This window comes from Streptomyces sp. ALB3, from assembly GCF_044385685.1.
In the GTDB taxonomy this organism is placed as follows: domain Bacteria; phylum Actinomycetota; class Actinomycetes; order Streptomycetales; family Streptomycetaceae; genus Streptomyces.
Map to the genome: position 1 here is coordinate 156465 of NZ_JBISCE010000039.1, position 25135 is coordinate 181599.

The 25135-nt window shown below is 73.4% G+C and carries 9 protein-coding genes; all 9 read left to right on the forward strand.

From position 1 onward, the window contains the following. Positions 1 to 10: 10 nt before the first annotated feature. The 9 genes from ACHFIV_RS25445 (at position 11) to ACHFIV_RS25485 (ending at position 25133) form a co-directional block, all read left to right on the forward strand. Positions 11 to 4015 carry an amino acid adenylation domain-containing protein gene (locus tag ACHFIV_RS25445; RefSeq protein ID WP_398973372.1) on the forward strand — a complete coding sequence of 1335 codons (4005 nt, stop codon included), beginning with the start codon at positions 11 to 13 and terminating at the stop codon, positions 4013 to 4015. Continuing rightward, a complete protein-coding gene (locus ACHFIV_RS25450; RefSeq protein ID WP_398973375.1) occupies positions 4012 to 4857 on the forward strand; it encodes a homoserine O-acetyltransferase/O-succinyltransferase family protein in 846 nt (281 codons plus the stop codon). The genes ACHFIV_RS25445 and ACHFIV_RS25450 overlap by 4 nt, the downstream gene beginning before the upstream one ends. Before the next feature lie 60 nt (positions 4858 to 4917). Continuing rightward, a complete protein-coding gene (locus tag ACHFIV_RS25455) occupies positions 4918 to 11304 on the forward strand; it encodes an SDR family NAD(P)-dependent oxidoreductase (RefSeq protein WP_398973378.1) in 6387 nt (2128 codons plus the stop codon). A 197-nt stretch (positions 11305 to 11501) separates the two neighbouring features. Beyond that, positions 11502 to 12548, forward strand: coding sequence for a phenylalanine--tRNA ligase subunit alpha (gene pheS / locus ACHFIV_RS25460; RefSeq protein WP_398973382.1), 1047 nt, complete (start codon positions 11502 to 11504; stop codon positions 12546 to 12548). Then, positions 12545 to 14653: a phenylalanine--tRNA ligase beta subunit-related protein gene (locus tag ACHFIV_RS25465; RefSeq protein ID WP_398973385.1), complete on the forward strand. Its 2109-nt coding sequence runs from the start codon at positions 12545 to 12547 to the stop codon at positions 14651 to 14653. The genes pheS and ACHFIV_RS25465 overlap by 4 nt, the downstream gene beginning before the upstream one ends. Before the next feature lie 74 nt (positions 14654 to 14727). Continuing rightward, positions 14728 to 17385: an aminopeptidase N gene (gene pepN, locus ACHFIV_RS25470; protein ID WP_398973387.1), complete on the forward strand. Its 2658-nt coding sequence runs from the start codon at positions 14728 to 14730 to the stop codon at positions 17383 to 17385. 142 nt (positions 17386 to 17527) lie between these two features. After that, on the forward strand, positions 17528 to 17839 hold the full coding sequence (locus ACHFIV_RS25475; protein WP_398973390.1) for a hypothetical protein: 312 nt from the start codon (positions 17528 to 17530) through the stop codon (positions 17837 to 17839). Positions 17840 to 18690: 851 nt separating this feature from the next. After that, entirely contained in the window at positions 18691 to 19905 is a 1215-nt protein-coding gene (locus ACHFIV_RS25480; RefSeq protein ID WP_398973393.1) for a polyketide synthase, read from the forward strand. 20 nt (positions 19906 to 19925) lie between these two features. After that, positions 19926 to 25133, forward strand: a complete 5208-nt coding sequence (locus ACHFIV_RS25485) for a MupA/Atu3671 family FMN-dependent luciferase-like monooxygenase (RefSeq protein ID WP_398973396.1) — start codon at positions 19926 to 19928, stop codon at positions 25131 to 25133. The last annotated feature ends 2 nt before the right edge of the window (positions 25134 to 25135 follow it).

The following is a 25135-nucleotide window of genomic DNA, read 5'->3' on the forward strand; positions in this document are numbered from 1 at the left end:
ACCAGGACACATGGCCAAGAACGTCGAGGCGGCCTACCCGCTCTCCCCCCTCCAGCAGGGCCTGCTCTTCCACACCCTGAGCCGGCCCGGTGAGCCCACCTACTTCGAACAGATCCGCTGCACCATCGAGGGCGATCTGGACCGGACCGCCTTCGAGGACGCCTGGAACTGGGCCCTCGCCCGGCACCCCGTCCTGCGCACGGCCTTCGCCTGGAAGCGGCTCAAGGAGCCGCTCCAGGTGGTGGGGCGTTCCGTCCGCGTCGCGCTGGACTGGGAGGACTGGCGCGGCCGGGCCGACGCCGAGGAGGCCTGGCAGGCGCTCCTCGAAGAGGACCGGCAGCGCGGCTTCGACATGTCCAAGGCGCCCCTCATCCGGCTGACTGCGCGACAGATCACAGACTCGGCGCACGAGTTCGTGTGGAGCCACCACCACATCCTGCTGGACGGCTGGAGCTTCGGCCTCGTCCTCCACGAGGTCCTCGGGTGCTACGCCTCCCTCGTCGGCGAGGGCCGCCCGCTCTCCCTGGAGCCGGCCCGGCCCTTCGGCGACTTCATCCACTACCTCGGCGACCGCGACACGGAAGCCGACGAGGCCTTCTGGAGCGAGTACCTCCGCGGCTTCGACGCCCCCACCCGGCTGGCGGTCGACCGCGGCCAGGGCGTCCACGAGGGCGGCGGCGGCGCGGAGGTCACCCTCTCGGTCACCCTCGACCGCGCCACCAGCGCCGAGGTCCAGCGTCAGTGCTCCCGTCTCGGCGTCTCCCTGAGCTCCCTCGCGCACGCCGCATGGGCCCGCCTCCTCGGTTCCTACAGCGGCGAGGAGGAAGTCCTCTTCGGTTCGACGACAGCGGGCCGTCCGCCGGAGCTGGCCGGCGTCGAGCAGATGGTCGGCCTCTTCATCAACGCCGTCCCGCTGCGCGTCCGCATCGACCCCGCCCAGCGCGTCGGCGACTGGCTGGAGGAGGTGCAACGGGACCTCTTCCGCCTCCAGGCCCACCAGTTCACCGGTCTGGCCCGGGTGCAGGAGCTGTCCGAGGTCGAGCGCGGCAAGCCGCTCTTCGAGACCCTGCTCAGCTTCCAGAACTACCCTCTCGACGACGGCCACAACGAGGACTGGGGCGGCATCCGCCTCACCGACTACGGCTGGAGCGGTCCCACCAACTACCCCGTCGCCGTCCGCGCGTTCCCCGGCGACGAGATCATGCTCGTCCTCAGCTACTACCGCCACCGGCTGGACGACGACGTCGCCGGGACGATGCTCGACCAGCTGCGCGGCCTGGTGGAACGCCTGGGCAGCGACCCGGAGCGCCGCGTCGGCGAGATCGGGACGGTCGCCGGCGAACACGCGGAGCTGGTCCTGCGCCGCTGGAACGACACCGGGGCGGACTTCGACCTGGAGCGCACCCTGCACGGCCTTGCCGAGCACCAGGCCGCCGTCCGGCCCGACGCGCCGGCCGTGGTCGCGGGGGACGGCCGCCTCACCTACGGCGAGCTCGACGCCCGCGCCAACCAGGTCGCCCACCGGCTGGTCGAGCTCGGGGTGCGTCCGGGCGACCGGGTCGGCCTGTGCACGGAGAAGTCCACGGCGACCGTGGTCGGCATCCTCGGCGTGATGAAGGCGGGCGCCGCCTACGTCCCGCTGGACCCCGCCTACCCGGCCGAGCGCATCGCCTACATGGTGGAGGACGCCGGGCTCGGAGCCGTGGTCACCTGGGGCAGCGGTGCCGAGGTCACCGACCGGCTCGGCCTGCCGCGGCTCGCCCTGGACACCGAGGCGGCCCTGGTGGACCGGCAGCCCGCCACTCCGCTGGGCCTCACCGTGCCGCCGGACGCCTTCGCCTACGTCATCTACACCTCGGGCTCCTCAGGCCGGCCCAAGGGCGTGATGCTCGACCACCGGGGCCGCGTCAACAACGTCGAGGACTACTGCCGCACCTTCGGCATGGGCCCGGACGACCGCACCCTGTGCGTCTCGTCGCTCAGCTTCGACATCTCCGTCTGCGACCTGTTCTGCAGCCTCCTCGCGGGCGGTGTGCTCGTCCTGCCCGAACCGGACCGGGCCAAGGACCCCGAGCACTGGCTGGACCTCGTCGACCGCGAGGGCATCACCCTGTGGCACTCCGCCCCCGCCCTCATGGACGCCCTCCTGGACGTCGCCGAGGAGCGCGGCCGCCGCCCCGGGTCCCTGCGGCTCACCGTCCTGGACGGCGACTGGATCCCGCTCTCCCAGCCCGACCGGGTCCGCGCCTCCTTCCCCGCCGCCCAGGTGGTCAGCGCGGGCGGCGCCACCGAGCTGTCCGTCGACTCCGTGACGTACCCCGTCGGGGCCGTCGATCCCTCGTGGCGGAGCATCCCGTACGGCAGGCCGATGGCCAACCAGACGGCGTACATCGTCGACGAGCGGATGGAGCCCACCCCGGTCGGGGTGCCCGGCGAACTCTGCCTGGGCGGTGCCGGTCTGGCCGCCGGCTATCTGGACCGCCCCGAGCTCACCGCCGAGAAGTTCGTGCCCCACCCCTGGTCCGACCGGCCCGGCGACCGGCTCTACCGCACCGGCGACCTCGCCAGGTTCGGCGCCGACGGCACGATCGAACTCCTGGGCCGCATCGACTTCCAGGTCAAGATCCGCGGCGTGCGCATCGAGCTCGGCGAGATCGAGGCCCTGCTGCGTGAGCACCCCGGCGTGGAGACCTGCCTCGTCGCCGCGCCGCCTGACGCGTCGGGCGACCGCCGGCTCGCCGCCTACGTGGTCCCCGCCCCTGGCGGGCCGGCCGAGGACGACGACGCCGGGCTGGCCGCCTTCCACGCCGGGCTCCGCACCTGGCTGCGCCGCCGGGTCCCCGACCACCTCGTCCCGGAGGCGTTCGTCCGGCTGGAACGCCTGCCGCTGACCGCCAACGGCAAGGTGAACCGGCGGGAACTGCCCGCCCCGCGCTTCACCACCACCACGGCCTTGCGGGCCGCCCCCGCCACCGCGCTGGAGACCGCCCTCGCCGAGCACTGGGCCGGCGTCCTCGGGATCGACCCCGGCGAACTCGACGTCGAGAGCAGCTTCTTCGACATGGGCGGCAACTCCCTCAAGGCCCTGCGTGCCTGCCGGGTCCCCGGCCACACCGTCCCGATCACCGCCCTCTACCAGTACCGCAGCGTCCGCGCCCTCGCCGACCACCTGGGCCGGTCCGACCGCGACACCGGCGCCCTCGTCCTGCTCGGCGGCGCGGAGCCCGCGCCGGAGACGCCCGCCGTCATCTGCGTGCCCTACGGCGGCGGCCACGCCGGCGTCTACCAGCCGCTGGCCGACGCCCTCGCGGGCCGGCTCGCCGTCCACGCCGTACGCCTCCCGGGCCACGAGCACGACGGCACCGACGAACAGCCGCAGGACGTCGACACCGTCGCCCGGGCCGTCGCCGAGGCCGCCCGCGACCTCAAGGACCGCCCGCTGCTGGTCTACGGGCACTGCGGAGGCGTCGCCCTCGCCACGGAGATCACCCGCCTCCTGGAGGAGGAGGGCCTCGACGTACGGCACCTGGTCGTGGCGGCCTCCTACCCGCCCGCCGCCGGCGACTCCCTCGCCGACGACCCCTTCGCCGAGCTGAGCGACCGCGAACTCGCCCGTTCCTTCGCCGCGCTGGGCGGATTCGACGACCTCGGCGACGAGGAGGCGGAGACCATCGGACGGCTGCTGCGGCACGACGGCACGGAGGCCAGGCGCTACTTCCGCGGCGCCCTCGACCGGGTCGCCACCGCTCCCGGCGGTCTCCTGCGCACGCCCCTCACCTGCCTCATCGGTGAGGCGGACCCGCTGACCGAGGGGTACGCCGAGGGCTGGCACAGCTGGGGTCTGCTCGCACCCAGCCACGAACTCGCCGTCCTGCCCGGCGATCACTACTTCGTCCGCGGCCACGCGGACCTGGTCGCCGAACGGCTGCTCGCCGTCGCAGGGCCGGCCGCCCCCGCCCACCCCGACGGGACCGCAGGACCGGCCCCCGAGACCACCACGGAGGTGTCCCCGTGACCACCGATCCGCTCGACCCGACCCCCGCCGAGGCCCCGCCCGCCCGCCGCCTCGCGGTCCTCAACCTGATGCCGCAGGCCGAGGTCTACCTCGACTACATGGCCCAGGTCCTGCCCGCCGGCACCGACGTGCGCTGGCTCCGGGTACGCAACCACCCCTACCGGAGCAGCAACCAGGAGATCCTCGCCGCCACCCACCACTTCTACGACGAGACCGTCCTCGAGGACTGCGACGCGCTGCTCCTCACCGGGGCGGCCATGGACCTCAACCCCGACTTCACCGCGGCCACCTACTGGGACGAGGTCGTCGAGACGCTCCGGGACGCCGACGGACGGGTCGGCTCCATCGCGGGCGTCTGCTGGGGCGCCCAGGTCGTCGGAAAGGTCTTCTTCGACCTGGAGAAGGAGCATTTTCCGGCCAAGATCTCCGGTGTCGTGGAGATGACCAACCTCGCCCCCGGCCACCCGCTGATGCGGGGCCTCGACGACCGCTACTGGCTGCCGCAGAGCCGGTACGCGCAGATGGAGCCGAAGGGTTTCGCCAAGGCGGTCGCCGACGGACTCCTCGTCCCGCTCGACTGGTCCGAGGAGTCCGGACACACCACGGTGGTCTCCGCCGACGGCGCCTACCTGATGCTCCAGGGCCACCAGGACTACCCCACCGAGCGGCTGGCGGAGGAGTACTTCAACGCCCGGGAGAAGGGCCGCACGCCGCCGGTCCCGATGAACTACGACCCCCACCGGCCGGTGAACCGCTGGCGCGCCAACAACCGCGCCTTCTTCGCCGCCTGGCTGGAGCAGGCCGCCGCCCGCAAGCGGTCGCTGCGGACCGCGGCGGTCTGACCGCCTCTCCGCCCGCCCTGCCGCAGCCCGTACGTGCCCGATCCGAGGAGTGAGCCCGCAGTGCCGTTCCACCTTTTCGAACACGCCACCGACGCCGCCGCCCCCGCCGGTGAGGTACTCGCGGCGCTGCGTGCCCGCGGCTCCTCCGCGGCGGCCGACGCCCACAGCGGCGAGGCCCTCGCCGACCGGACCGACCGGCTCCTCAAGTCGCTCGCCGAGCACGGGGTGCGGCCCGGCGAGCCGGTCCACGTCGCCGCGGCCGAGGCCGTGGAGACCGTGCTCGGCTGCCTGGCCGTCTGGCTCTCCGGCGGGGTGCCGGGCGTGGGCCCGGCGACGGCGGACGGCGCCACGCGCCTCGTCGTGGACGTCGCCGCCGGGGCGGCCCTGGCCGCCGCCGGTCACGAGCCCGGCGGGCGGGACGAGGAGCCCGTACGGGTCGACGCGGCGCTGCTGGTGTCGGCGGAACTGACCGGATGCGTCGCGCATCCCACGGGCTCCCTCGGCCGCCTCCGGCTGCCCGCCGAACGGCCCGCCTCCCTCCTGGTGCTGGCCGACTGGCGTGTCGACGCCTGGCTGCCGCTCGTCCTGGAGGCCTGGCTCGACGGGACGGAGCGGATATCCCTGCGGTCCGACGGGTTCTGGGACGCCGGTCCGCTCCCTGACGGCCCGGCCGTCCTCGCGGGCCCGGCCTCCCGTCCCACCGCGGACGCGGCACCCGCCGCGGCCGGGACCTTCACCCACCGGATCACCTGGGGCGCGGGCCCGGCCCCGGCGGACGGAACCGTGACGCACGGCTTCGGTGACCACCACGTGCTCGCCGTCACCCGCGCCCACCCGGCCGACGGCGGCAGCGCGCACCGGGGTGAGGTCCCCGGGCGGCACCGCGTCTGCAACCCGGCCGGACGGCCGCTGCCCACCAACGCCTGGGGTCTGCTCGCACTGGCCGGACGGCTTCCCTTCGTCGCCGACGGCCTCGGGGAGCTCCTCGCGGCCGTCGCGGCCGAGCCCGGGGAGCGGACCCTGCTCACCGGGTACCGGGCCCGGAAGCGCAGCGACGGCACCGTCGAGTTCGACACCCGCCGCGAGGACGCCCTGCGCTTCGCCGGGCGCCTGCTCTCCCCCGCGGCCGTCACCCGCGTGCTGGCCGGCGCGGGGCTCGCCGACGCCGCCCTCGTCGCCCGCGACACCGGAACCGGACGGGCACGCCTCGTCCTCTGCGCCCCGGGTGACGGTCCCGGCCGGGTGGCGCTGGAGCGGCTCGCGGCGCTGCTGCCCGCCTGGGCGGCGCCGCTCAGCGCCTGCCGGGTGCCGACGCTGCCCCGCGACGCGGAGGGCCGGGTGGACACCGCCCGGCTGGCCGCCGACGCGCCGCCGGACGACCTCCAGCTGGAGCGCGCCGCGCTCGCCCTCGCCACGGACGGGGCTCCGGTCCGGCTGCGCACCGTCCCCGTCGCCACCCGCGACGAGGAACTCCCGCTCCCCGAGGACTTCATGGCCGGCGGCGGCCACTATCCGGCCACCCGCCCCGCCGAGGCGCGCGGGCCCGAACTCGCCCCGCCCGCCGACGACCTGGTCGACCGGCTGCGGAAGGCCGCCGCCACCGACCGGGGCATCCCGCTCGTCGACGGTGAGGGCCGGGAGCACCGGCTCAGCTATGCCGAACTCCTCGACCAGGTCTCCCGGGTGGCCACCCATCTGCGGGCGCGCGGTCTCGGGCACGGCGACGAGCTGATCGTGCACGCCTCGGCGGCCGGCGACATCTTCGTCGGCGTCTGGGCCTGCGTCCTCCTCGGCGTGCTGCCCGTGCCGCTCACCCCGGCCACCCCGTACGACGCCGCCGGCAACCCGCTGTGGCACCTGCTCGGCCCGGACACCATGCTCACCGGGCGCACCGTCCTCACCACCGAGGCGCAGAAGGACGTCATGGCCGGCGTCCTGGAGCGCCGCGGCCTGACCGCCCAGGTGCTCACCCTGGAGGAGGCGCGGCGCCACGAGCCGCTGCCCGCCGGGGAGGCCGCGCCCCGCTCGCCTGCCCTGATGATCCTCACCTCGGGCAGCACCGGCGCACCCAAGGGTGTGGCCCTCTCGCACCGCAACCTGGTGAGCCTGGCCGAGTCGGTCAGGAACGAGTTCGACCTGGCCGACGAGGTGTCCCTGAACTGGCTGGGCGTCGACCACGTCGGCGGCCTGGTCCAGCACCACGTGCGCGACCTGTGCCTGGCCAACGAGCAGGTCCACGTGGACACCGGCTGGGTGCTGGCCGACCCCACCCGCATGCTCGACCTGATGGACCGCCACCGGGTCACCCTCAGCTGGATGGCCAACTTCGGCTTCACCCTGGTCAACGAACAGGCGGCGAAGATCGCCGAGGGCTCCTGGGACCTCAGCCGGCTGAAGGTCTGGGAGAACGGTGGCGAACCTGTCACCCACGAGGGCAACCAGCGCTTCCTCGCCCTGCTGGCCCCGCACGGTCTGCGTCCGGACGTCATCAAGCCCGTCTTCGGTATGACGGAGACCAGCTCCGCCGTCATCGGCGCCCACAACCTGGTCGCCGGCAGCCAGGCCTACGTGCACTGGCTCAACGACGCCACCCTGGACCGCCCGGTGCGACGGGCCCTGCCCGGTGAGGGCTCCCCCTTCGCCGAGGTCGGCACCCCGATGGCGGGCCTCGCGCTCCGGGTCGTGGACGCCGACGGCCGGGTCTGCCCCGAGGGCGTCGGCGGCCGGATCGAGGTCAGCGGCCTCCAGGTCATGGACGGTTACTACCGCAACCCCGACGCCGACGCGGAGGCCTTCACCGAGGACGGCTGGCTGCGGATGGGTGACTGCGGCTTCATGGTGGACGGGAGCCTCGTCGTCACCGGCCGGGAGAAGGACGTCCTCATCATCAACGGCCTCAACTACGCGGCCCGCGCGCTGGAAAACGCCGTCGAGGCCGTCGCCGGCGTCCGCCAGGGCTGCTGCGCCGCCGTCCCGGTCCGCCGCCCCGACGCCTCCACCGACGACCTCGTCGTCTTCTACAGCTCCACCGCGCCCGGCGCCGCCGACCCCGCCGCCGTGGAGGCCGCCCTGGTCTCCGAGCACAGCCTGCGCCCCGTGGCCCTCGTCGAGATCGGCCCCGAGGAGTGGCCGCGCACGGCCATCGGCAAGATCCGCCGCCCCGTCCTCGCCCAGGGGTTCCAGGCCGGCGACTTCGCCGACCGGATCACTCTGCGCCGCGCCCACGGACTCGGCGACCGGGCGACGGTGCCCGCCTGGCACTTCGTACCGGACTGGCGGCCGGTCGCGGCCCCGGACCCGGACCCCGCCTGCCGTGTGCTGTGGATCGGCGGCCGGGCGCCGGCGGGCGCGGCCCTGTCCGCGGAACCGGGTGCCCCGTTCGCCGGGTTCGACGCGGCCGGCGGGGCCCGCTTCCGCACCGACCGCGCGGAGGATCTGCACGCGCTGTTCGAGGCCGCCGCCGAGCGCCTCGACGGCCTCGACGCCGTGGTCGACACCCGCTGGAACACCGCGCCCGCCGAAGCGGCTGCCGGCACGGGAGCGGAGGCGCCCGCGGAGACCGCCGCGCGCGCCCTGCGCGAGGCCCACGCGGCGTGGGCCGCGCTCCTGCCTGCCGCCGCCCGGCTCGCCGAGCCGCCCGCCCTGGTCCTCGCCACCCGTGCGGCGGTCGTCGCCACCGGTGCCGAGCCGGACGTCACGCACGCCGCGCTCGCGGGCGTCGCGGAGAGCCTCGCGCTGTCCCACCCCCGGCTCCGGGTCGCCCTCGTCGACGGCGCCACCGACGACGCCCTGCTCGCCGAGTGCTCCCTGCGCGGGACCGGGCAGACCGCGCACCGCGACGGCGTCCGTCTGGCCCGCGGCCTGCGCCCCCTGGACGAGCCGGTCATCCCGGCGCGGCCGCGCCGGGTGCTGCGCGAGCAGGGGGCGTACCTGGTGGTCGGCGGCCTCGGCGGCGTCGGCGCCCACCTCACCCAGCACCTGTTGCGCCGGTTCGACGCCCGGGTGGTCGTCGTGGGGCGCGGAGCGGCCGGTCCCGACGACGCGCGCGGCGCGCTGCTGGCCCACCTCGCCGACCGGACGGGTCCCGGTGGGGAACTCCGGCACGCCCGCCTCGACGCCACCGACGCGGACGCCCTGCGCGCCGCCATCGACGCCGCCGAAGCCGACTGGGGCCCCCTGGACGGGGTGTTCCAGCTGGCCGGTGAGGGCTCGGTCAGCGAGCAGCTGGAGGTCCTGGCCGCGCCCGACGAGGATTCCGCCCGGCGGCTCCACGCCCGCGCCGAGGCCCGGATCCGGATGAGCCACGCCCTCGACGAGGCGCTCCAGGGCCGCGACACCCCGCTGGTCGTCTTCAGCTCCGTCAACGGCTTCTTCGGCGGCGCCGGATTCACCGAGTACGCCGGGGCCTGCGCCTACCAGGCCGCGCACGCCGCGCACAGCGCCCACCGGACCGGCCGCACCCGCCTCTGCCTCGACTGGAGCATGTGGAAGCAGGTCGGCATGGCCTCCGGCACTCCCGCCGGGGTGCAGGAGCTGGCCCAGCGCCGGGGCTTCGCCTCCCTCACCCCCGCCCAGGGTCTGGCCTCGCTGCACACGGCGCTGGAGTCCGCCGAGGACCGGCTGCTGATCGGTCTGAGCGCCGCCGGGGAGGCGGTGGCCGGGCTGCTGCCGTTCGGCACCGTCGGCTACGAGCTGGAGGCCGACGCCGAGGACCCGGCGCGCGTCGCCGCCGAAGTCGGCATCGACCCGGCTCTGGTGCGCCGGACCCGTAGCACCGCGTCCCGCGGACCGGTGGCGACCGTCGCGGCGGAACACGTCGAGGCCCTGCTCGCCGTCTTCCATGACGTCCTGGGCACCGCGGAGATCGGTCCCGAGGACAACTTCTTCGCGGCGGGCGGCGACTCGATCCGGGCCATCCAGGCGGTGGCCCGCGCGGCCGAGCGCGGCTTCCGCTTCAGTCCGCTCGACCTCTTCGAGCACAAGACCGCCGCCGAGCTCTGTGTCCACCTGGCGGGCCGCGACGGACTGGCCGGCCTGGGGACGGACGCCGACGACGACGCCGAGCCGGTGGAACGGGCCGCCGTCCCGCCGGTCTTCGGCTGGTGGCTGGAGAAGGCCGACCGCCGCGAGGTCCGCGACCACCTGACCATGAGCATGCGCTACCACGTCGCCGCCGCAGTCGGCCCGGACACCGTGGAGGCGGCTCTCGGCGCGCTCGTCGAACGGCACGACGCGTTGCGCATGCGTCTGGCCCACACCGCGGAGGGCTGGCGGCTGCTCGCCGGGGACTCCGTCCCGGACAGCCTCCGCTTCGAGGTCCACGACCTGGCGCCCGGCGAGGAGGCCGCCGCGGCGGCGGACGCGGCGGAGCCCGGCCTGCACCGCCGGGTGGGCGCCGAGGACGGCCCGCTCGTCCGCGCCGCCCTGCTCCGCCCGGCCGGCGGCGCCGACGCCGTCCTGGTCCTGGTGATCCACCACGCGGCGGTCGACGGGGTCTCCTGGCGGATCATCGAGGACGACCTGCGGCTCCTCCTCGACGCCGGCGCCCGCGGCGCCGAGCCCGGACTCCCGGCCCCCACCGTCGGCTTCCTGCCCTGGGCCCGCCGTATGGAACACCGTGCCGAGCGCCTGGAGCCGGAGCGGGCCGACGACTGGGCCGACCGTCTCGCGGGCGGCTGGGGCAGCCTGCCCGGGACGCCCACCGGGCCCCTCCTGGATCGGGACACCGAGATCCTCACCCGCAGGATCCCGGCCGGGCTGCTCGACGGGATCGGCGAGAACAGCGTCAACGAGGTGCTGCTCACCGCCGTCGGCTGGGCCCTCGCGCGGTGGGCCGGAGCCGAGGCCCTCGCCCTCGACGTGGAGGGCCACGGCCGGCTGGACGCTCAGGCGCCCGTCGACCTGACGCGGACCGTGGGCTGGTTCACGGCCATCGCACCCCTCCGGCTCGACCTGCGGGACTGCGCCGTCCCCGCCGCCGCGGTCCCCCGCGTGCGGCAGGCGCTCGCGTCGCTGCGCGGCCGGGACCAGGAATGGGGTCTGCTCAGGTACGGCGGCGCCTGCCCGCCCGGCCACCCGCTGCTCGCCCTGCCGGAGCGCCAGGTCAGCTACAACTACCTGGGCTTCTTCGACGGCGCCGGGCCGGAGCCTGACCCGCTGTTCGCCGCCCTGCCCGGCTCCCTCGGCGCCGAACAGAGCCCGGAGGCGGAGCGCCACTACCTGATCGACGTGGCGGCCGTCGTCGCCGGCGGCGAACTGGAGCTCGCGGTGAAGTTCTCGCCGGAGGTCCACTCCGCCCAGGAGGCCGGGGCCCTGCTCGACGGCTGCGCCGAGGCCCTGCGCGGCCTGCTCGCCGACGGCGGCCCGACGCCCGGCACGGCGGACGTCGACCACGCCGAGCTGCTGCTCGCCCTGGAGGAGGTCAGCCTGGGCGAGGACGACGACTGACTCCCCCACAGGGCGGAAGGAGCGTCCGTTCTTCATGACGCTCCTTCCGCCCTGCGGACAGTGAACGGTTTCCGCATCAACAGACCGACGAAATTCGGCCATTAAGCGGGCGGGGCCCCAACTGGCGCCTGCGCTAGAGTTCTTGGCCGTACGAGAATGTGGTACGGAACCGCCGTCGCAAGGAGTGGTGCAGGGTAATGGAAGTCTCCGAATTGGAGAACATGGCACGAGGTGCGGTGCAGGAAATCTCCGCACTGGGCGACGTCCGGGAACTGGAAGCGCAGCGGGTGAAATGGCTCGGCGGCAAGGGACTCGTCCGCCGTGCCCGCGCCGCCATCAAGGAGCACCAGGGCGAGGCGCGCATCGAGTTCGCCCGCGAGGTGAACCGCATCGCGGAGGAGATCACCCGCGTCGTGGACGAGGCCACCGAGCGCATCGCCGCCGAGGCCACCGCCCGCCGGATCGCGGACGACCGGATCGACCCCTCGCTGCCCGCCACCGCGCCCCGGCGCGGCGCGCTCCACCCCGTCCGCATCGTCGAACAGCGCTGTGTCGAGATCATGGCGAGGCTCGGCTTCGAACAGGCCGAGGGGCCCGAAGTGGAGACCGACTACTTCAACTTCGACGCCCTGAACATCCCGCGCGACCACCCCGCCCGGGACATGCAGGACACGTTCTGGGTCGACGAGCAGCGCCTGCTGCGCACCCACACCACCAGCGTCCAGGCCCGTGTCCTCGCCGGTGCCGGCGGCCGGCCCGTCAAGGTCGTGGTGGCCGGCCGCGTCTACCGGAACGAGGCCGTGGACGCCACGCACCTCGCGATGTTCCACCAGCTCGACGGATTCTGGGTCGACCGCGGGCTCACCTTCGCGCATCTCAAGGGAGTCGCCGTCCACCTCGCCCGGGAACTCTACGGCGACCGGCGCGTGCGTCTGAAGCCGAAGTCATATCCGTACACCGAGCCTTCCGTCGGAATCGACGTGGAATGCGGGATCTGCCGGGGCGACGGCTGTTCCGCGTGCCACGAGTCCGGCTGGGTCACCATCATGGGCGCGGGAATGGTCCACCGGAATGTTCTTCAGGAGTTCGGCTACGACCCGGAAGTGTTTTCCGGATTCGCATTCGGGTGGGGGTTGTCCCGCATGACCACGCAGATGTACGGACTCTCGAAGCTGAGGCCCGTCTACCGCGGCGACCTGCGTCTGCTGCGCGTCATGGACGGGAGGCCCGCGCTGTGCGTGTGAGCCTCCCCCTGCTGCGCCACTACCGTCCTGAGCTGCCCTCCTCCTCCCGGGCCGCCTGCGAGGTCCTGGAGGACGTCGGCATCGAGGTGAAGCGCCACCAGGACACGCCCGCGGGCGAGGTCCTCACGGTGGAACTGCTCGCCAACCGCGGCGACCACCACTGCTACCTCGGCCTCGCCCGCGAGCTCGGCGGCCGTCTGGAGGCGCCCACCCCGGTGCCCCCGCTCGCGCCGCTGGCCGGGGCCGGCACCCCGGGCCCCCTCGTCGAGACGGACACCTGCCTGGCCTTCGGCGTCGCCCGCTGCGACCTCGCGGACGCCGACCCCGCGCGGCTCCCCCGGGAATGGGCCGAGGCCCTCGCCCTCAACGGCGAGCACACCGGCTTCCTCCCCGTCGACGCGGGTAACGTCACCGGCCGCGAACTGGGCCAGCCCGTCCACGTCTACGACGCCGGCCTGCTGGCCGGCCCGCTCCGCGTCCGCCTCTCCCGGGAGGGCGAGAGCGCCGTGCTCCTGGACTCCGACGAACCGGTCGAGCTCCCGGCCGGACTGACCGTCGTCGCGGACGACGAGGGCGTCGTCGCGGTCGCCGGGGTCATCGGCACCCGCCGCGCCGCCGTCACCGGGGCGACCCGCGCCCTCCTCGTCGAGTCGGCGCTCTTCGACCCCGGCGCGGTGCGCCGGGCCGCCCGCGCCCTCAACAGGCAGACCGCCGCCGCCACCCGCTTCGAGCGCGGCGGCGACCCGGCCCTGGTCCGGGCCGGAGCCGCCCGTACGGTCGCGCTGCTCGACGCCTGGGGTGCACTGGCCCCCGGCAGCCCGCGCACCTGGAGCGAGGCCGTCTGCCCACCCGATCCCCGGCTCGCCCCGCGTGAGATCCCGCTGGACCTGGACGCCCTCGACACGTACTACGCCGTCGACTTCGACCCGGCCGCCGTCGAACGGCGGCTCACCTGCCTCGGCTTCACCGTCCGCAAGGCGGAGGAGGCGGACGGGGCGAGCCGGTCCGGAAGCAGGGCACTGCGCGTCGGCGTCCCCGGCCACCGGCTGTGGGACGTGTTCAACCCCGAGTGCCTCTACGAGGAGATCGGCCGGATGTGGAGCTTCGACAGCTTCCCCGCCGTCCTCCCCGAGGCCGGCGGCGGCGCGGCGCCCACCCCTCGCCAGCGTGCCCGCACCGCACTGGAGCAGGTACTCGTCGGTTACGGCTTCTTCGAGGTGATCACGGACGGCTTCTACAGCCGCACCGCCCACGAGCGCCTCGGCGTGTCCGAGGACTCCCCGCTGAACCGCCACGTCGAGCTGCGCAACGCGATCGACCGCAACTTCTCCCTCCTGAAGAACAACGCCCTGCTCCAGGCGCTCGACATCGCCGACTACAACCAGCGGCGCAGTCTGACCCTGGGCAAGTACTTCGAGTTCACCCACCTCTTCGAGGCCGTGGGTGACGACGACCACCTCGAACTGCCCGTCCTGTGGGGCATGCTCTGGGGCGAGGAGACGTACGGCGCCTGGCAGCACGGTGGCCAGGGCCTCGACTTCTGGTACCTCAAGGGGGTCCTGGAGGAGCTGGCCCATGCCTGCGGCACCCGCTTCGAGTTCCGCCTCGGCACGGACGACGCCGCACCGCTGATGGAGCTGATGCATCCGACGCGCTCCGTCCACCTCTTCGTGGACGGCCGCCGGGTCGGTCTGTGCGGCGAGGTCCACCCTTCGGTGACGGCCAACTGGAAGCTCCGCACGGACCGGGTCCTCTACTTCGAGATGGACTGGACGGCCCTGCTCACGGAGCGTGCCCCGGACGGCGCCGAGCAGGTCGACGAGCTGCCGGAGCACCCGCTGCTCCGGCGTGACGTCGCCTTCCACCTGCCGGCCGGCCTGACGGCCGGCGAGGTGCGCACGGAGCTGGAGGCCGTCTCCCCGCTGGAGCTGGCCTGGGTCCACGTCACCGATCTGTACGAGAGCGGCGAGGTACGGGCGCACACCTTCGAGCTGGCCTTCCAGAACGACAGCACCGTCACCGCCGAGCAGGTCAACCACGCAATGAGTGCCCTCACCACGCACGTCCTCGACACCTTCCGAGAACGAGGCGTGTACCAGAGGTAGGGCCCCCTCCCGGAGGCGGGGCGCGGCGGTCACCGGCCGCCGCGCCGGCCCCGTGACACGAGTAAGGAACCCCGGTGAGCAAGACCAGCGAGTCATCCACCCCCGTCCGCCGGCTCGACCACCGGCCGCCCGAGTGGCGGGCGGAGACGATCGAGCTGACCTTCGAACTCGACCCGGACCGCACGCGCGTCACCGCCAGGACGGTGCTGCGGAGAGGCGTGGGGGACGGCCCGGCCCCCGTCCGTCTGGACGGCCGCGACCTGGTCCTGGAATCGGTCCGCGTGGACGGCGCGGCGCTTTCCCCGGGCGAGTACGAGCTCACCGGGGACGCGTTGGTCCTGCCGCCCCGCACCGGCCGCACCGAGGTGGAGGTGGTGACGGTGCTCGAACCCAAGGCGAACACCGCGCTCACCGGCCTCTACGCCTCGGGCGACACCCTGCTGACCCAGTGCGAGCCCGAGGGCTTCCGCCGCATCACGTACTTCCCGGACCGGCCCGACGTCCTCGCCGTCTACACCTGCACCCTCGTCGCCGACGAGGAGGCCTTCCCCGTCCTCCTCTCCAACGGCGACCGCCGGGACGCCGGGCGCCTGCCCGACGGACGCGTCTGGGTCACCTGGGCGGATCCCCACCCCAAGCCGAGCTATCTCTTCGCCCTGGTCGCCGGCCACCTCGGGCACCTCGACGGCACCTTCCGCACCCGCTCCGGCCGGGACGTCGCGTTACGGGTGTACGCCGAGAGGAGCGCCCTGCCGCGCTGCGGCCATGCCCTGGAGGCGCTGCGCGCGGCGATGGCCTGGGACGAGGACAGGTTCGGCCTGGAGTACGACCTCGACACCTACACCCTGGTCGGCGTCGACGCCTTCAACATGGGCGCGATGGAGAACAAGGGGCTGAACATCTTCAACAGCCTCTACCTCCAGGCGGATCCGGAGACCGCCACCGACGACGACTTCGCCGCCGTCGAGACCGTCGTCGCCCACGAGTACTTCCACAACTGGACCGGTAACCGCGTCACCTGCCGGGACATGTTCCAGCTCTCCCTCAAGGAGGGGCTGGCCGTCTACCGCGACGAGCGGTTCTCCGGTGACCGGCGCAGCCCCGGGGTCCAGCGGGTCCGGGACGTACGCGCTCTGCGGGAACGCCAGTTCGCCGAGGACGCCGGGCCCCAGGCCCATCCGGTCCGCCCGGACGAGTACCAGGAGATCAGCAACTTCTACACCTGGACCGTCTACAAGAAGGGCTCCGAGCTCATCCGGATGCTCCACACCTTCTTCGGCGAGGAGGGGTTCCGGCGGGGCCTGCGGCACTACCTCGCCCGGTACGACGGGCAGGCGGCGACCTGCGAGCAGTTCGTGGAGGCCGTCGGGGAGGCGAATCAGGCCGACCTGGCACAGTTCACGCGCTGGTACGGCCAGGCCGGCACCCCCGTCCTCGACGTGACCGCCCGGCACGATCCTGAGGACCGCACCTACACCCTGACGGTGCGCCAGTCGTGCCCTCCCACGCCCAGGCAGCCGGAGAAGCAGCCGTTGCACCTCCCGCTGACCCTCGCCCTGCTGGGTCCTGACGGGCGCCGGCTGCCGCTGCGGCTGGCGGACGAGGCGGCCCCGGCCGGCACCGAACGGGTCTGCGAGCTGCGGGAACCGGTCACCACCCTGACCTTCGCCGACATACCCGAGCGGCCGGTGCCCTCGCTCCTGCGCGGCTTCTCGGCACCGGTACGGCTCCGGGCTCCGCTGAGCGCCGAGGACCGGCTGCTGCTCGCCGCGCACGACGACGACCCCTTCGTGCGCTGGGAGTCGCTGCACGGCTGCCTCGTCGACCTGCTCCTGGAGCGCTACCGCGCCGAGGGCACGCCGGACGCGGCGGCGGAGTCGCACCCGCCGTTCCCCGCCGCGCTCACCGAGGCGCTCGCCGGTCTCCTCGACGAGGACGGGACCGACCCGGCACTGGCCGCGCTCATGCTCGAACTCCCCGGGTTCGCAACCCTGTCCGGCTCGCTCGACGAGGTGGACCCGGTCAGGCTGGCCACGGTGCTGCACGACACGCGGGCGGAGCTGGCACGCACCCTGCGGGCACCGCTCCTCGCCTGCCACCGGCGCCTGGACGACGGCCGCCCCTACGTGTTCGCGGCGGCGGACGCGGGGCGCCGCGCACTGCGGAACACCAGCCTGGCGTACCTGGCCGAGCTGGCGGACCCCGAGGTCACGGAGGTGCTGCACGGGCAGTACAGGACGGCCGACAACATGACCGACCGGCTCGCCGCCCTCACCGCGCTGGCCGACCGCGCGGACGGCGAGGAGGTCCTGGAGGAGTTCGGGCACCGCTGGCGGGAACACCCGCTGGTCCTGGACAAGTGGTTCGCCCTGCACGCCCGGAGCCGCCGTCCGGACACGCTGGCCCGGGTCCGGAACCTGACCGGCCACCCCGCCTACTCCGACGCCAACCCGAACCGGGTGGGGGCACTCGTGATCGCCTTCTGCTCCGACAACCCCCTGCGCTTCCACGCGTCGGACGGTTCCGGCTACGCCTTCGCCGCCGAGCAGGTCCTCCGCATCGACGCCCTCAACCCCCAGGCGGCGGCGCGACTGGCCGGTTGCTTCGACATGTGGCGGTCGCTGGACCCGGTCCGGCGGGAACTCGTCCTGCGGACACTGCGGTCGCTCCGCAAGACCGGCGGGCTGTCGCCCGAGACTTCGGAAATCGTGGGTAACGCCCTGATGTCGTGATCGGGTGTCCGAAAGCCTACCCTTGAGGAGGCGTATTCGGCCGCTTAGGCTCTCGCAATGGGACTGCAATCGACTCAATTGCGGTCGTCAAGGGTGGGTGACCTCCACCTCGATGCATCCGTCTCATTATTCCGGGGGATCAATGACTGCCGAACAGGACTGCATTCTCACCGAAGATGATCTCCGTTTGCTGACCTTACTGGCGACCTACCCGAGCGACGAGCCGATCGCGCGTCACCTCGGCGTCAGTGTGCGTACGGTACGGCGCCGGGTGGCCAGGATCATGGAACTGCTCGACGTGCAGAACCGTTTCGCCGCAGGGGTGGCCGCCGCCCAGCTGGGCTGGGTCACCTGGGGTCACAACGAGCGGCGTCCGAAGCGCAGGAATGCCTTCGTCACCGTTCCCTCTGTGTCGGTGCGACGGCTTCCCGCCGCGCGGGTCCACAGTAATTGAGCGGGAAACAAAATGAGCACAGCCGGGCCCCCGCACCTCCGCTCGGGGGCCCGGCCCCGTCCCGCCCCATGGCCGGGATGACGGCGGGTGACGCACGAGCAAAGCCTTTAATCATTCAACAAGAATCCTTCGCCATTCAATAAGGGGTCCGCACGGGAGCCCCCACGGCGTGACTTCCGGCCCCCCCTTCCGCTCATGGGCGGCGGCCGTCCACCATGTGGGCGGCGGGTTCCGCTTCCCCGTCGGCAGGACCTCCGCCCGACGCGGGAACCGGTGGACCTCCCGAAGGGTCCGCGAGCGCCTCGGCCGCCTCAGGTCACGCGTCCCGGCCACCTCCTCCGAGCCGGCGCCGATGACTCCTCCGTCGCACGGTGCCCCCGGCTGCCGCCGGGCCGGCCGTGCGGGCACGGTGGTCACCGGCGCTCTGCCCCCTGACCGCCGCACCCCACCGCCCGCGACCACGTGCCGACCACCCTCGCGCGGGGGACGAAGCCCCCCTCAGCGACCGCCCCTGGTACGGGGTTTCCGTCCCGGGCCCGCCGGTTGCCCGTCACCGGATTTCGAGGTGAAAGGGGGTGGCCTCGGCCGGAAAGGCCAGGTTTCGCACGACCGGTCCGACAACCCAGGTATTCGACCACCCCTATTCCCCATAGGGGTGTTGACGCGCCGACCGGTGGTCGCCACACTCAAATCGCTCGACATACAGGGTGCACCTTCCCGGGCGGGACGCGGATTATTGCGTATATCTCCCGCGGGGGCGGGGTGTCCTCGTGGCGGCACCGTCGTCCCTGCTCCTTTCCTGCGTGGTGCGACATTCGGCTAAATTCCCAGTAAGGGGATCGGGTTCGCAGATGCCTCTTGTCGTCGAGATTTCTGGTTCAGGGCTCGCTCTCCCTGGAAAAATACGCTCCCGGGAAGAGTTCGAGAGTCTTCTCTACGGGCCACCGGGCCGCACACCCGACGAGTTGGCGTTCGCCGACGAGGAATTCCTGATCGATCCGCTCCGGTTCGCGGTGTCGCCCCGTCAGGCCCGCTACATCGACCCGCAGCAACTGCTGCTGCTGGAGGTCGCGCTGGCCGCGTTCGCCGACGCGGACCTGGCGCCCGAGGAGCTCAAGGGCTCCCGGACCGGTGTCTATGTGGGGATGACGGAATCCGACCACCTGCTCGGTGTCGACCTGGCCGGGGTGCCGCCGGCGAACCTGAGTTCCGTAGGCGTCGGCAACAACCGGGGGATGGCGGCCGGCCGCATCTCGTACGCCTTCGATCTCCGCGGGCCCAGCATGCAGGTGGACTCGACGTGTTCCTCGGGCCTGCTGGCCCTGCACCTGGCCTCGGCGGCGATCCGGGACGGCGAGATCGACCGCGCGCTGGTCATCGCCTCCCATCTCGTCCGCAGTGAGCAGGGGCGTGTCCTGCGCGAAGCCACCGGTGCGATCGACCCGGGAGCGCGGTGCAACGCCTTCACCGACCGGGCGGCGGGGTTCGTCGTGGGCGAGGGCGTGGTCGCCTTCGTGCTGACGGCGGCGCCGGAACACGCCGACGGGGCACGCGTAAGGGTCACCACCGCCGTGAACCAGGACGGCCGCACCGCCGGCGTCACCGTCCCGAACCGGGCCGCGCAGGAGGATGTCGCCGTCCGCGCGCTGCAGCGGGCCGGGGTGGAGCCCGACCGCGTCGCCTACGTCGAGGCGCACGGGACGGGAACCAGGCTCGGCGACCCGCTCGAGGTGGCGGCACTGACGGCTGCCTACCGGACGCGGGACCGGGGTGAGGGACGGCCGCTGCTGATCGGCTCCAACAAACCGCGGTTCGGTCACCTGGAAGCGGCCTCGGGGCTGCTGTCGCTGCTGGTGGCGACCACCGTGCGGCGCACCGGGATCATCCCCGGCACCCGGTCCGAGGGGGCCGCGAACCCCGGCGTCGACTGGTCCGGCGGCAACGTACGGCTGGTGCGGGACGACACGCCCCTGCCGGAGCACGAGACGTGCGCGCTCGGGGTGAGCGCGTTCGGAATGAGCGGCACCAATGTCCACGCGATCGTCGCGCCCGTCCAAGCACAGTGAATGCAGAAAGGTCTGTCGCAATGACTTTCGTGGAGCGTGTCGGCGCGTTGGTGGGCGAACTGCTGGAAATCCGGGACGAGGTGCCGGCGGCTGTTCCGCTGCTGGACCTGGGCGCGGATTCACTGGTGCTGATCGAGTTGTCGCACCGGGTCGAGCAGGATTTCGGTGTCGAGATATCCGTCCAGCAATTGTTCGAGGACGTGGTGACCGTGGACGCGGTCGCCCGCTGGATCGAACAGGAGCGACCGGATACAGGCGTCGTCGCCGCGGGGGCAAAGGACGAGGAACCGCCCGCTCTGGTGGGGCGTGTCGGCGCGTTGGTGGGTGAACTGCTGGAAATCCAGGACGAGGTGCCGGCGGCTGTTCCGCTGCTGGACCTGGGCGCGGATTCACTCGTGCTGATCGAGTTGTCGCACCGGGTCGAGCAGGATTTCGGTGTCGAGATATCCGTCCAGCAATTGTTCGAGGACGTGGTGACCGTGGACGCGGTCGCCCGCTGGATCGAGCAGGAGGCCCCGGGTGCCGTACTCCCCGCCGCGGCGTCCGCGCCGCTCCCGGGGACGCCGGCCATCCCGCCGGCCCCGTCCGCACCCGCTCCCGCCGCGCCGGCTGCCGCCGTTCCCGGTGCTCCCGGGCCGGCCGCCGAGACGGTACCGGGGGCCGGGCGTACGTTCGCCGGGGCGACCGCCGCATCACTGCGGCTGTCCGAGGCCTACCAGGACACCCTCTGCAACAACCGCCGCTTCGCCGAACGGGACGAGAAGGAGCGGGCCGAGTCGTACCCCATCTGGGTCACGAAGTCCGACGGCCCCTACGTGTGGGACGTGGACGGCAACCGGCTCGTCGACATCGCCATGGGCTACGGTGCCCACCTCTTCGGCCACAACCCCGCCTTCGTCACGGAGGCCCTCCGCGACCAGTTGGACCAGGGCATCCACGTGGGCAACGAGATCGCCGCCACGGGTGAACTCGCCCGGAAGATCCAGGCGCTGACCGGTGCCGAGCGGGTCAACTTCTGTGTGACCGGCACCGAGGCCGTCTTCACCACGATGCGTCTGGCCCGCGCCCACACCGGCCGGCCGAAGATCGTCCTGCTGCGCAACAGCTACCACGGCCATTCCGACGCCACCCTCTACGGGCCGAAGCCCGGCGGGCGGGCCCTGCGGGCCGCGACACCGAACGCCCCCGGCGTGCCGGCCTCCGGAGCGCAGGACGTCCTCATCGGCTCGGTGGACGACCCGGAGCTGCCGCAGTTCCTCCTCGACCACGGCGACGAGATCGCGGCCGTGGTCATGGAGCCCATGCAGAACCAGTACCCGGACCGGGACCTGCGGGAGTTCACCGTCGAGATGCGCCGGGTGACGCGCTCGATCGGTGCGCTGCTGGTCCTCGACGAGGTGCTCACCGGCTTCCGGTTCGCGCCCGGTGGCTTCCAGGAGCTCCACGGCGTCGAGGCCGACCTGGTCGCCTACGGCAAGACCGTGGGTGCGGGTCTGCCCATCTCCGTGGTGGCCGGACGCGCCGCGATCATGGACCTCGTCGACGGCGGCCCGTGGACCCGGGACCTGCGGGTGTCCTCGGACCGGCTCACCTACACCGCCGGTACCTACGTCAAGCACCCGCTCTCGGTGGCGGCCGCGAACGCCGTGATGAGCGAACTCATCGAACGGGGACCTGATTTCCTCGCCCGGCTGAACGAGCGCGGCGACCTGTTGCGCGGCCGGATCGACACGGTGCTGCGGGACGCGGACGCCGGGGTGCGGGTGATCGGCCGGGGCTCGGCGTTCCGGTTCGTCCGCGCCAACAGCACCAGCTTCGCCTTCATCGGGAGCGACTTCCACCAGTTCCGGCGGAACCTGATCGCCGAGGGCGTCTACATCACGGAGACAGGGCTCAGCTACGTCTCCGACGCGCACACCGACGACGTACTCGACGAGATCGTCGGCGCCGTGACCCGCGCGGTACGCGCCCCCCAGGATTCCGCCGGGACCGGCGAGGAGACGGCCTCTCAGCGGCCCCTCGCCGTCAGCCTGTCGTTCTTCGGCATGCAGGACGCCGCGCACGGCGGCGACTTCTACGACCGTGTGGTGCGGCTCGCCGAGACCGCCGAGGAGGGTGGACTCGACGCCGTCTGGTTCCCCGAGCGGCACTTCGACCGCTTCGCCGGCTTCTCCCCGAACCCGGCCGTCCTCGCCGCCCTGGTGGCGTCCCGGACCTCACGGATCGGCCTGCGGGCCGGCAGCGCGGTGCTCCCGCTGCACTCGCCGGTCACCGTCGCCGAGGACTGGGCGATGCTCGACGTCGCCAGTGCGGGACGCGTCGGCGTCGCCGTGGCCTCCGGCTGGATGCGGCGCGACTTCGTCCTGTCCGACGGGCCCTACGAGGAGCGGCGCGAGCTCTTCGAGCGTCGGATCGACGAGGTGAGCAGGCTCTGGGCCGGGGAGAAGGTCCTGCTGGAGAGCCCGGCAGGCACCGCCGCCGAGGTCGAGCTCTTCCCCAAGCCCGTCCAGGCCCGGCTGCCGCTGTGGCAGGCGGTGCTGGGCGACGAGCGGTCGTTCCGGCAGGCCGGGCGCACCGGGCGCAACATCCTCACCAACCTGATCCAGCAGGATCTGGACGAGCTGAGGGCCAAGCTGGGCGCCTACCGGGACGGCCGCCGGGAGGCCGGGCTCGACCCCGAGGGCGGCGAGGTCACCGTGCTGGTGCACACCGCGTTCACGCCGGACGAGGCGGCCCGTGAGAGTGCGCGCCGCGACCTCGAGAACTACATGCTCCAGACCTTCCGCAGCACCCACCCCGACCCCGCTTCGCTCGACACTGTCGACTGGACGCCGCGCACTCGGGCCGCCGCCCGGCGCCTCCTCGACGGGCTGAGCCTCGTCGGCACCGCCGACGAGTGGCGGCGGCAGTGCCGGGCACTGCACGACGCGGGCGCCACCGAGATCTCCTGCCTGGTCGACTTCGTCGGCGAACCCGGCCGGTGGGAGGAGACGGTCGAGGCCCTGGTGGGCCTGCGCGCGGAAGTCAACGGGACGGGACCGGGCACGCCCGTCGCGGCCGTCGAGCGACCGACGGCGGCCTCGGCCTCTGCCGCGCCGTCCGTCGCCGGGGAGGCCGTCCCCGAGGAAGCCGTCGTCGGGGAGGCCGTCGCCCTCACGCGCGGTGCCGTGGAGATATGGGCGGCGTCCAGGACCAGCCCCGAGGCCATGGCCGCCTACACCATTCAGCGGCTCTTCGAGATCCGTGGGGAGGTGGACCCCGGCCGGCTGCGGGACGCCTTCCACGAGGTCCTGCGCCGTGATCCCGCCCTGCGGCTCACCGTGCGGCCCACCGGTGACGGGGGCGTCGTCCCCGAGTTCTCCCGGGTGCACCGGGAGGCGTTCGTCCTCTACGAGGGGACGGCCGCCGACCAGGAGACCTTCTGCGACCGCGTCGCGGGCGACCTGGCCCGGGACCCGCTCGACCCGGAACGGGGATGCGCCGTCGTGCTGCGCTGCCAGCGTGCCGCCGGGGGGATGCTGCTGCACCTGGCCGCCTCCCACGCGATCATCGACGGCACCCAGTTCTCCGAGATCCTGGAGCAGGCCGGACGGATCTACACGGCCGGAACCGGTACGGCCGGGACCGGTACGGGCGGGCCGCCGCCCCGTCGCCCGGTGGACACCTCCGGCGCCGACGCCGACCGCGCCTACTGGCGGGAGGCCGTCGCCGGGATCCCGCGTGAGACCCTCGAACACGCCCGCAGCCGACCGGTGTTCGACCGGAGCTGGCGAGGCCGCCGTTACAGCCGCCGCCTGCCCGCCGACTGGCTCGGCACCGTGAAGGCCCAGGGCCGCGAGCACCGTGTCACCCCCTTCGTCGAGTCGTTCGCCACCACCATCGGCAGCCTCGACGCCTTCGCGGGACGGCCCCTGCTGTATTCGTTCCCCGCGCTGCGCCCCCGCACCGAGGAGTACGGCAGCAACGCCAACCTGCTGCCCCTGTGGGCCGACCCCGCCGCCGGCGACCTCCGCGGGCACTGCCGGACGGCCGTCCTGGACGGCTTGCGCCACGGATCGCTCACCTTCACCCAGATCTTCGGGACCGGTACCGCGGGTGACCCCGGGCGGCGGATCACCCCCGACGTCACCTTCGCCTGGGACTACTTCGACTCGATGAGTCTGGGCGAGGCCGCCATCCGTGAACTCCCCATGCGCACCGAGGTGGTCCGGTTCCCGCTCGCCGTCACCTTCACCGTCGAGCCGGGTGACACGGTGACCCTCTCACTGGACATCGGCGCCGCCATGGAGGACGCGGCGGCGGAGAAGTGCTTCGAGGCGCTCTACGCCTCCCTGACCGAGCGGTACGGGGACCGGCCCGCCGTGGCGTCCGCACCCGTGGGCCCTTCGTCGGAAGCGGCGGCCGAGGCCCTCGCCCGCGCCGCGGCCGGGGCGGTCCGCGGCACCGGCGCCGACTGGGTGCGCACCCTGCGTCTCGACGGCCAGGAGCAGCTGGCGGGACTGGCGGTCAGCAAGGCCAGGGCCACCGCCGCCGCCGTCCTGGAACGCTGCGACCTCGCCCGGATCACCGGTGTGCGGTTGTCCGTGGACACCGAACAGGACCTTCTCGGCGCCGCCCTGGTGTGCTCGATGCTCGGCCTGGCCGACCGGGTCGGTGAAGGCGCGTCGGACGGCGCGTGGCTGGAGATCCAGGCCGTGTCGACGGGTGCCGGGTCCACCGACGGCCACGTGGTGGTGGGCCTGTCGGCCTGGACCTACGTGGAGTCGGACGCCCCGCTGCCGTGCACGCCCTCCGGGACGGACGCGGTGGCGGGCATGCTCACGGCGCTGGCCGCACGGCACGCCCCGGGACGCGTCACCGCCGTGGGAGGGGCCGCCGCCGTCCTGGCCGAACGGGCCGGAGCCGTCACGGCCGCCGGGGCCGACGCGGAGGCGGCCGGGGCGGAGCCGCCCTCCACGGGGGACGCCGCGCTCCTGGCCGGGGTGCGCGCGGCCTGGGAGAAGGCGCTGGGCCGTACCGGATTCGACGACGCCGACGACTTCTTCGACCTCGGCGGGGACTCCATCGCCGCCATCCGGGTCGTCGCCGAACTGAACAGCCGCTTCGGCAGCACCCTGCCGGTCAACCTGGTCTACCTGCACCCGTCCGTCGGCGAGCTCGCGGCGGCCCTCGTCACCGAGGCGGACGCCATCCCCACAGACGACTCCCGCGCGCCGGCGCGTGGCTAGGA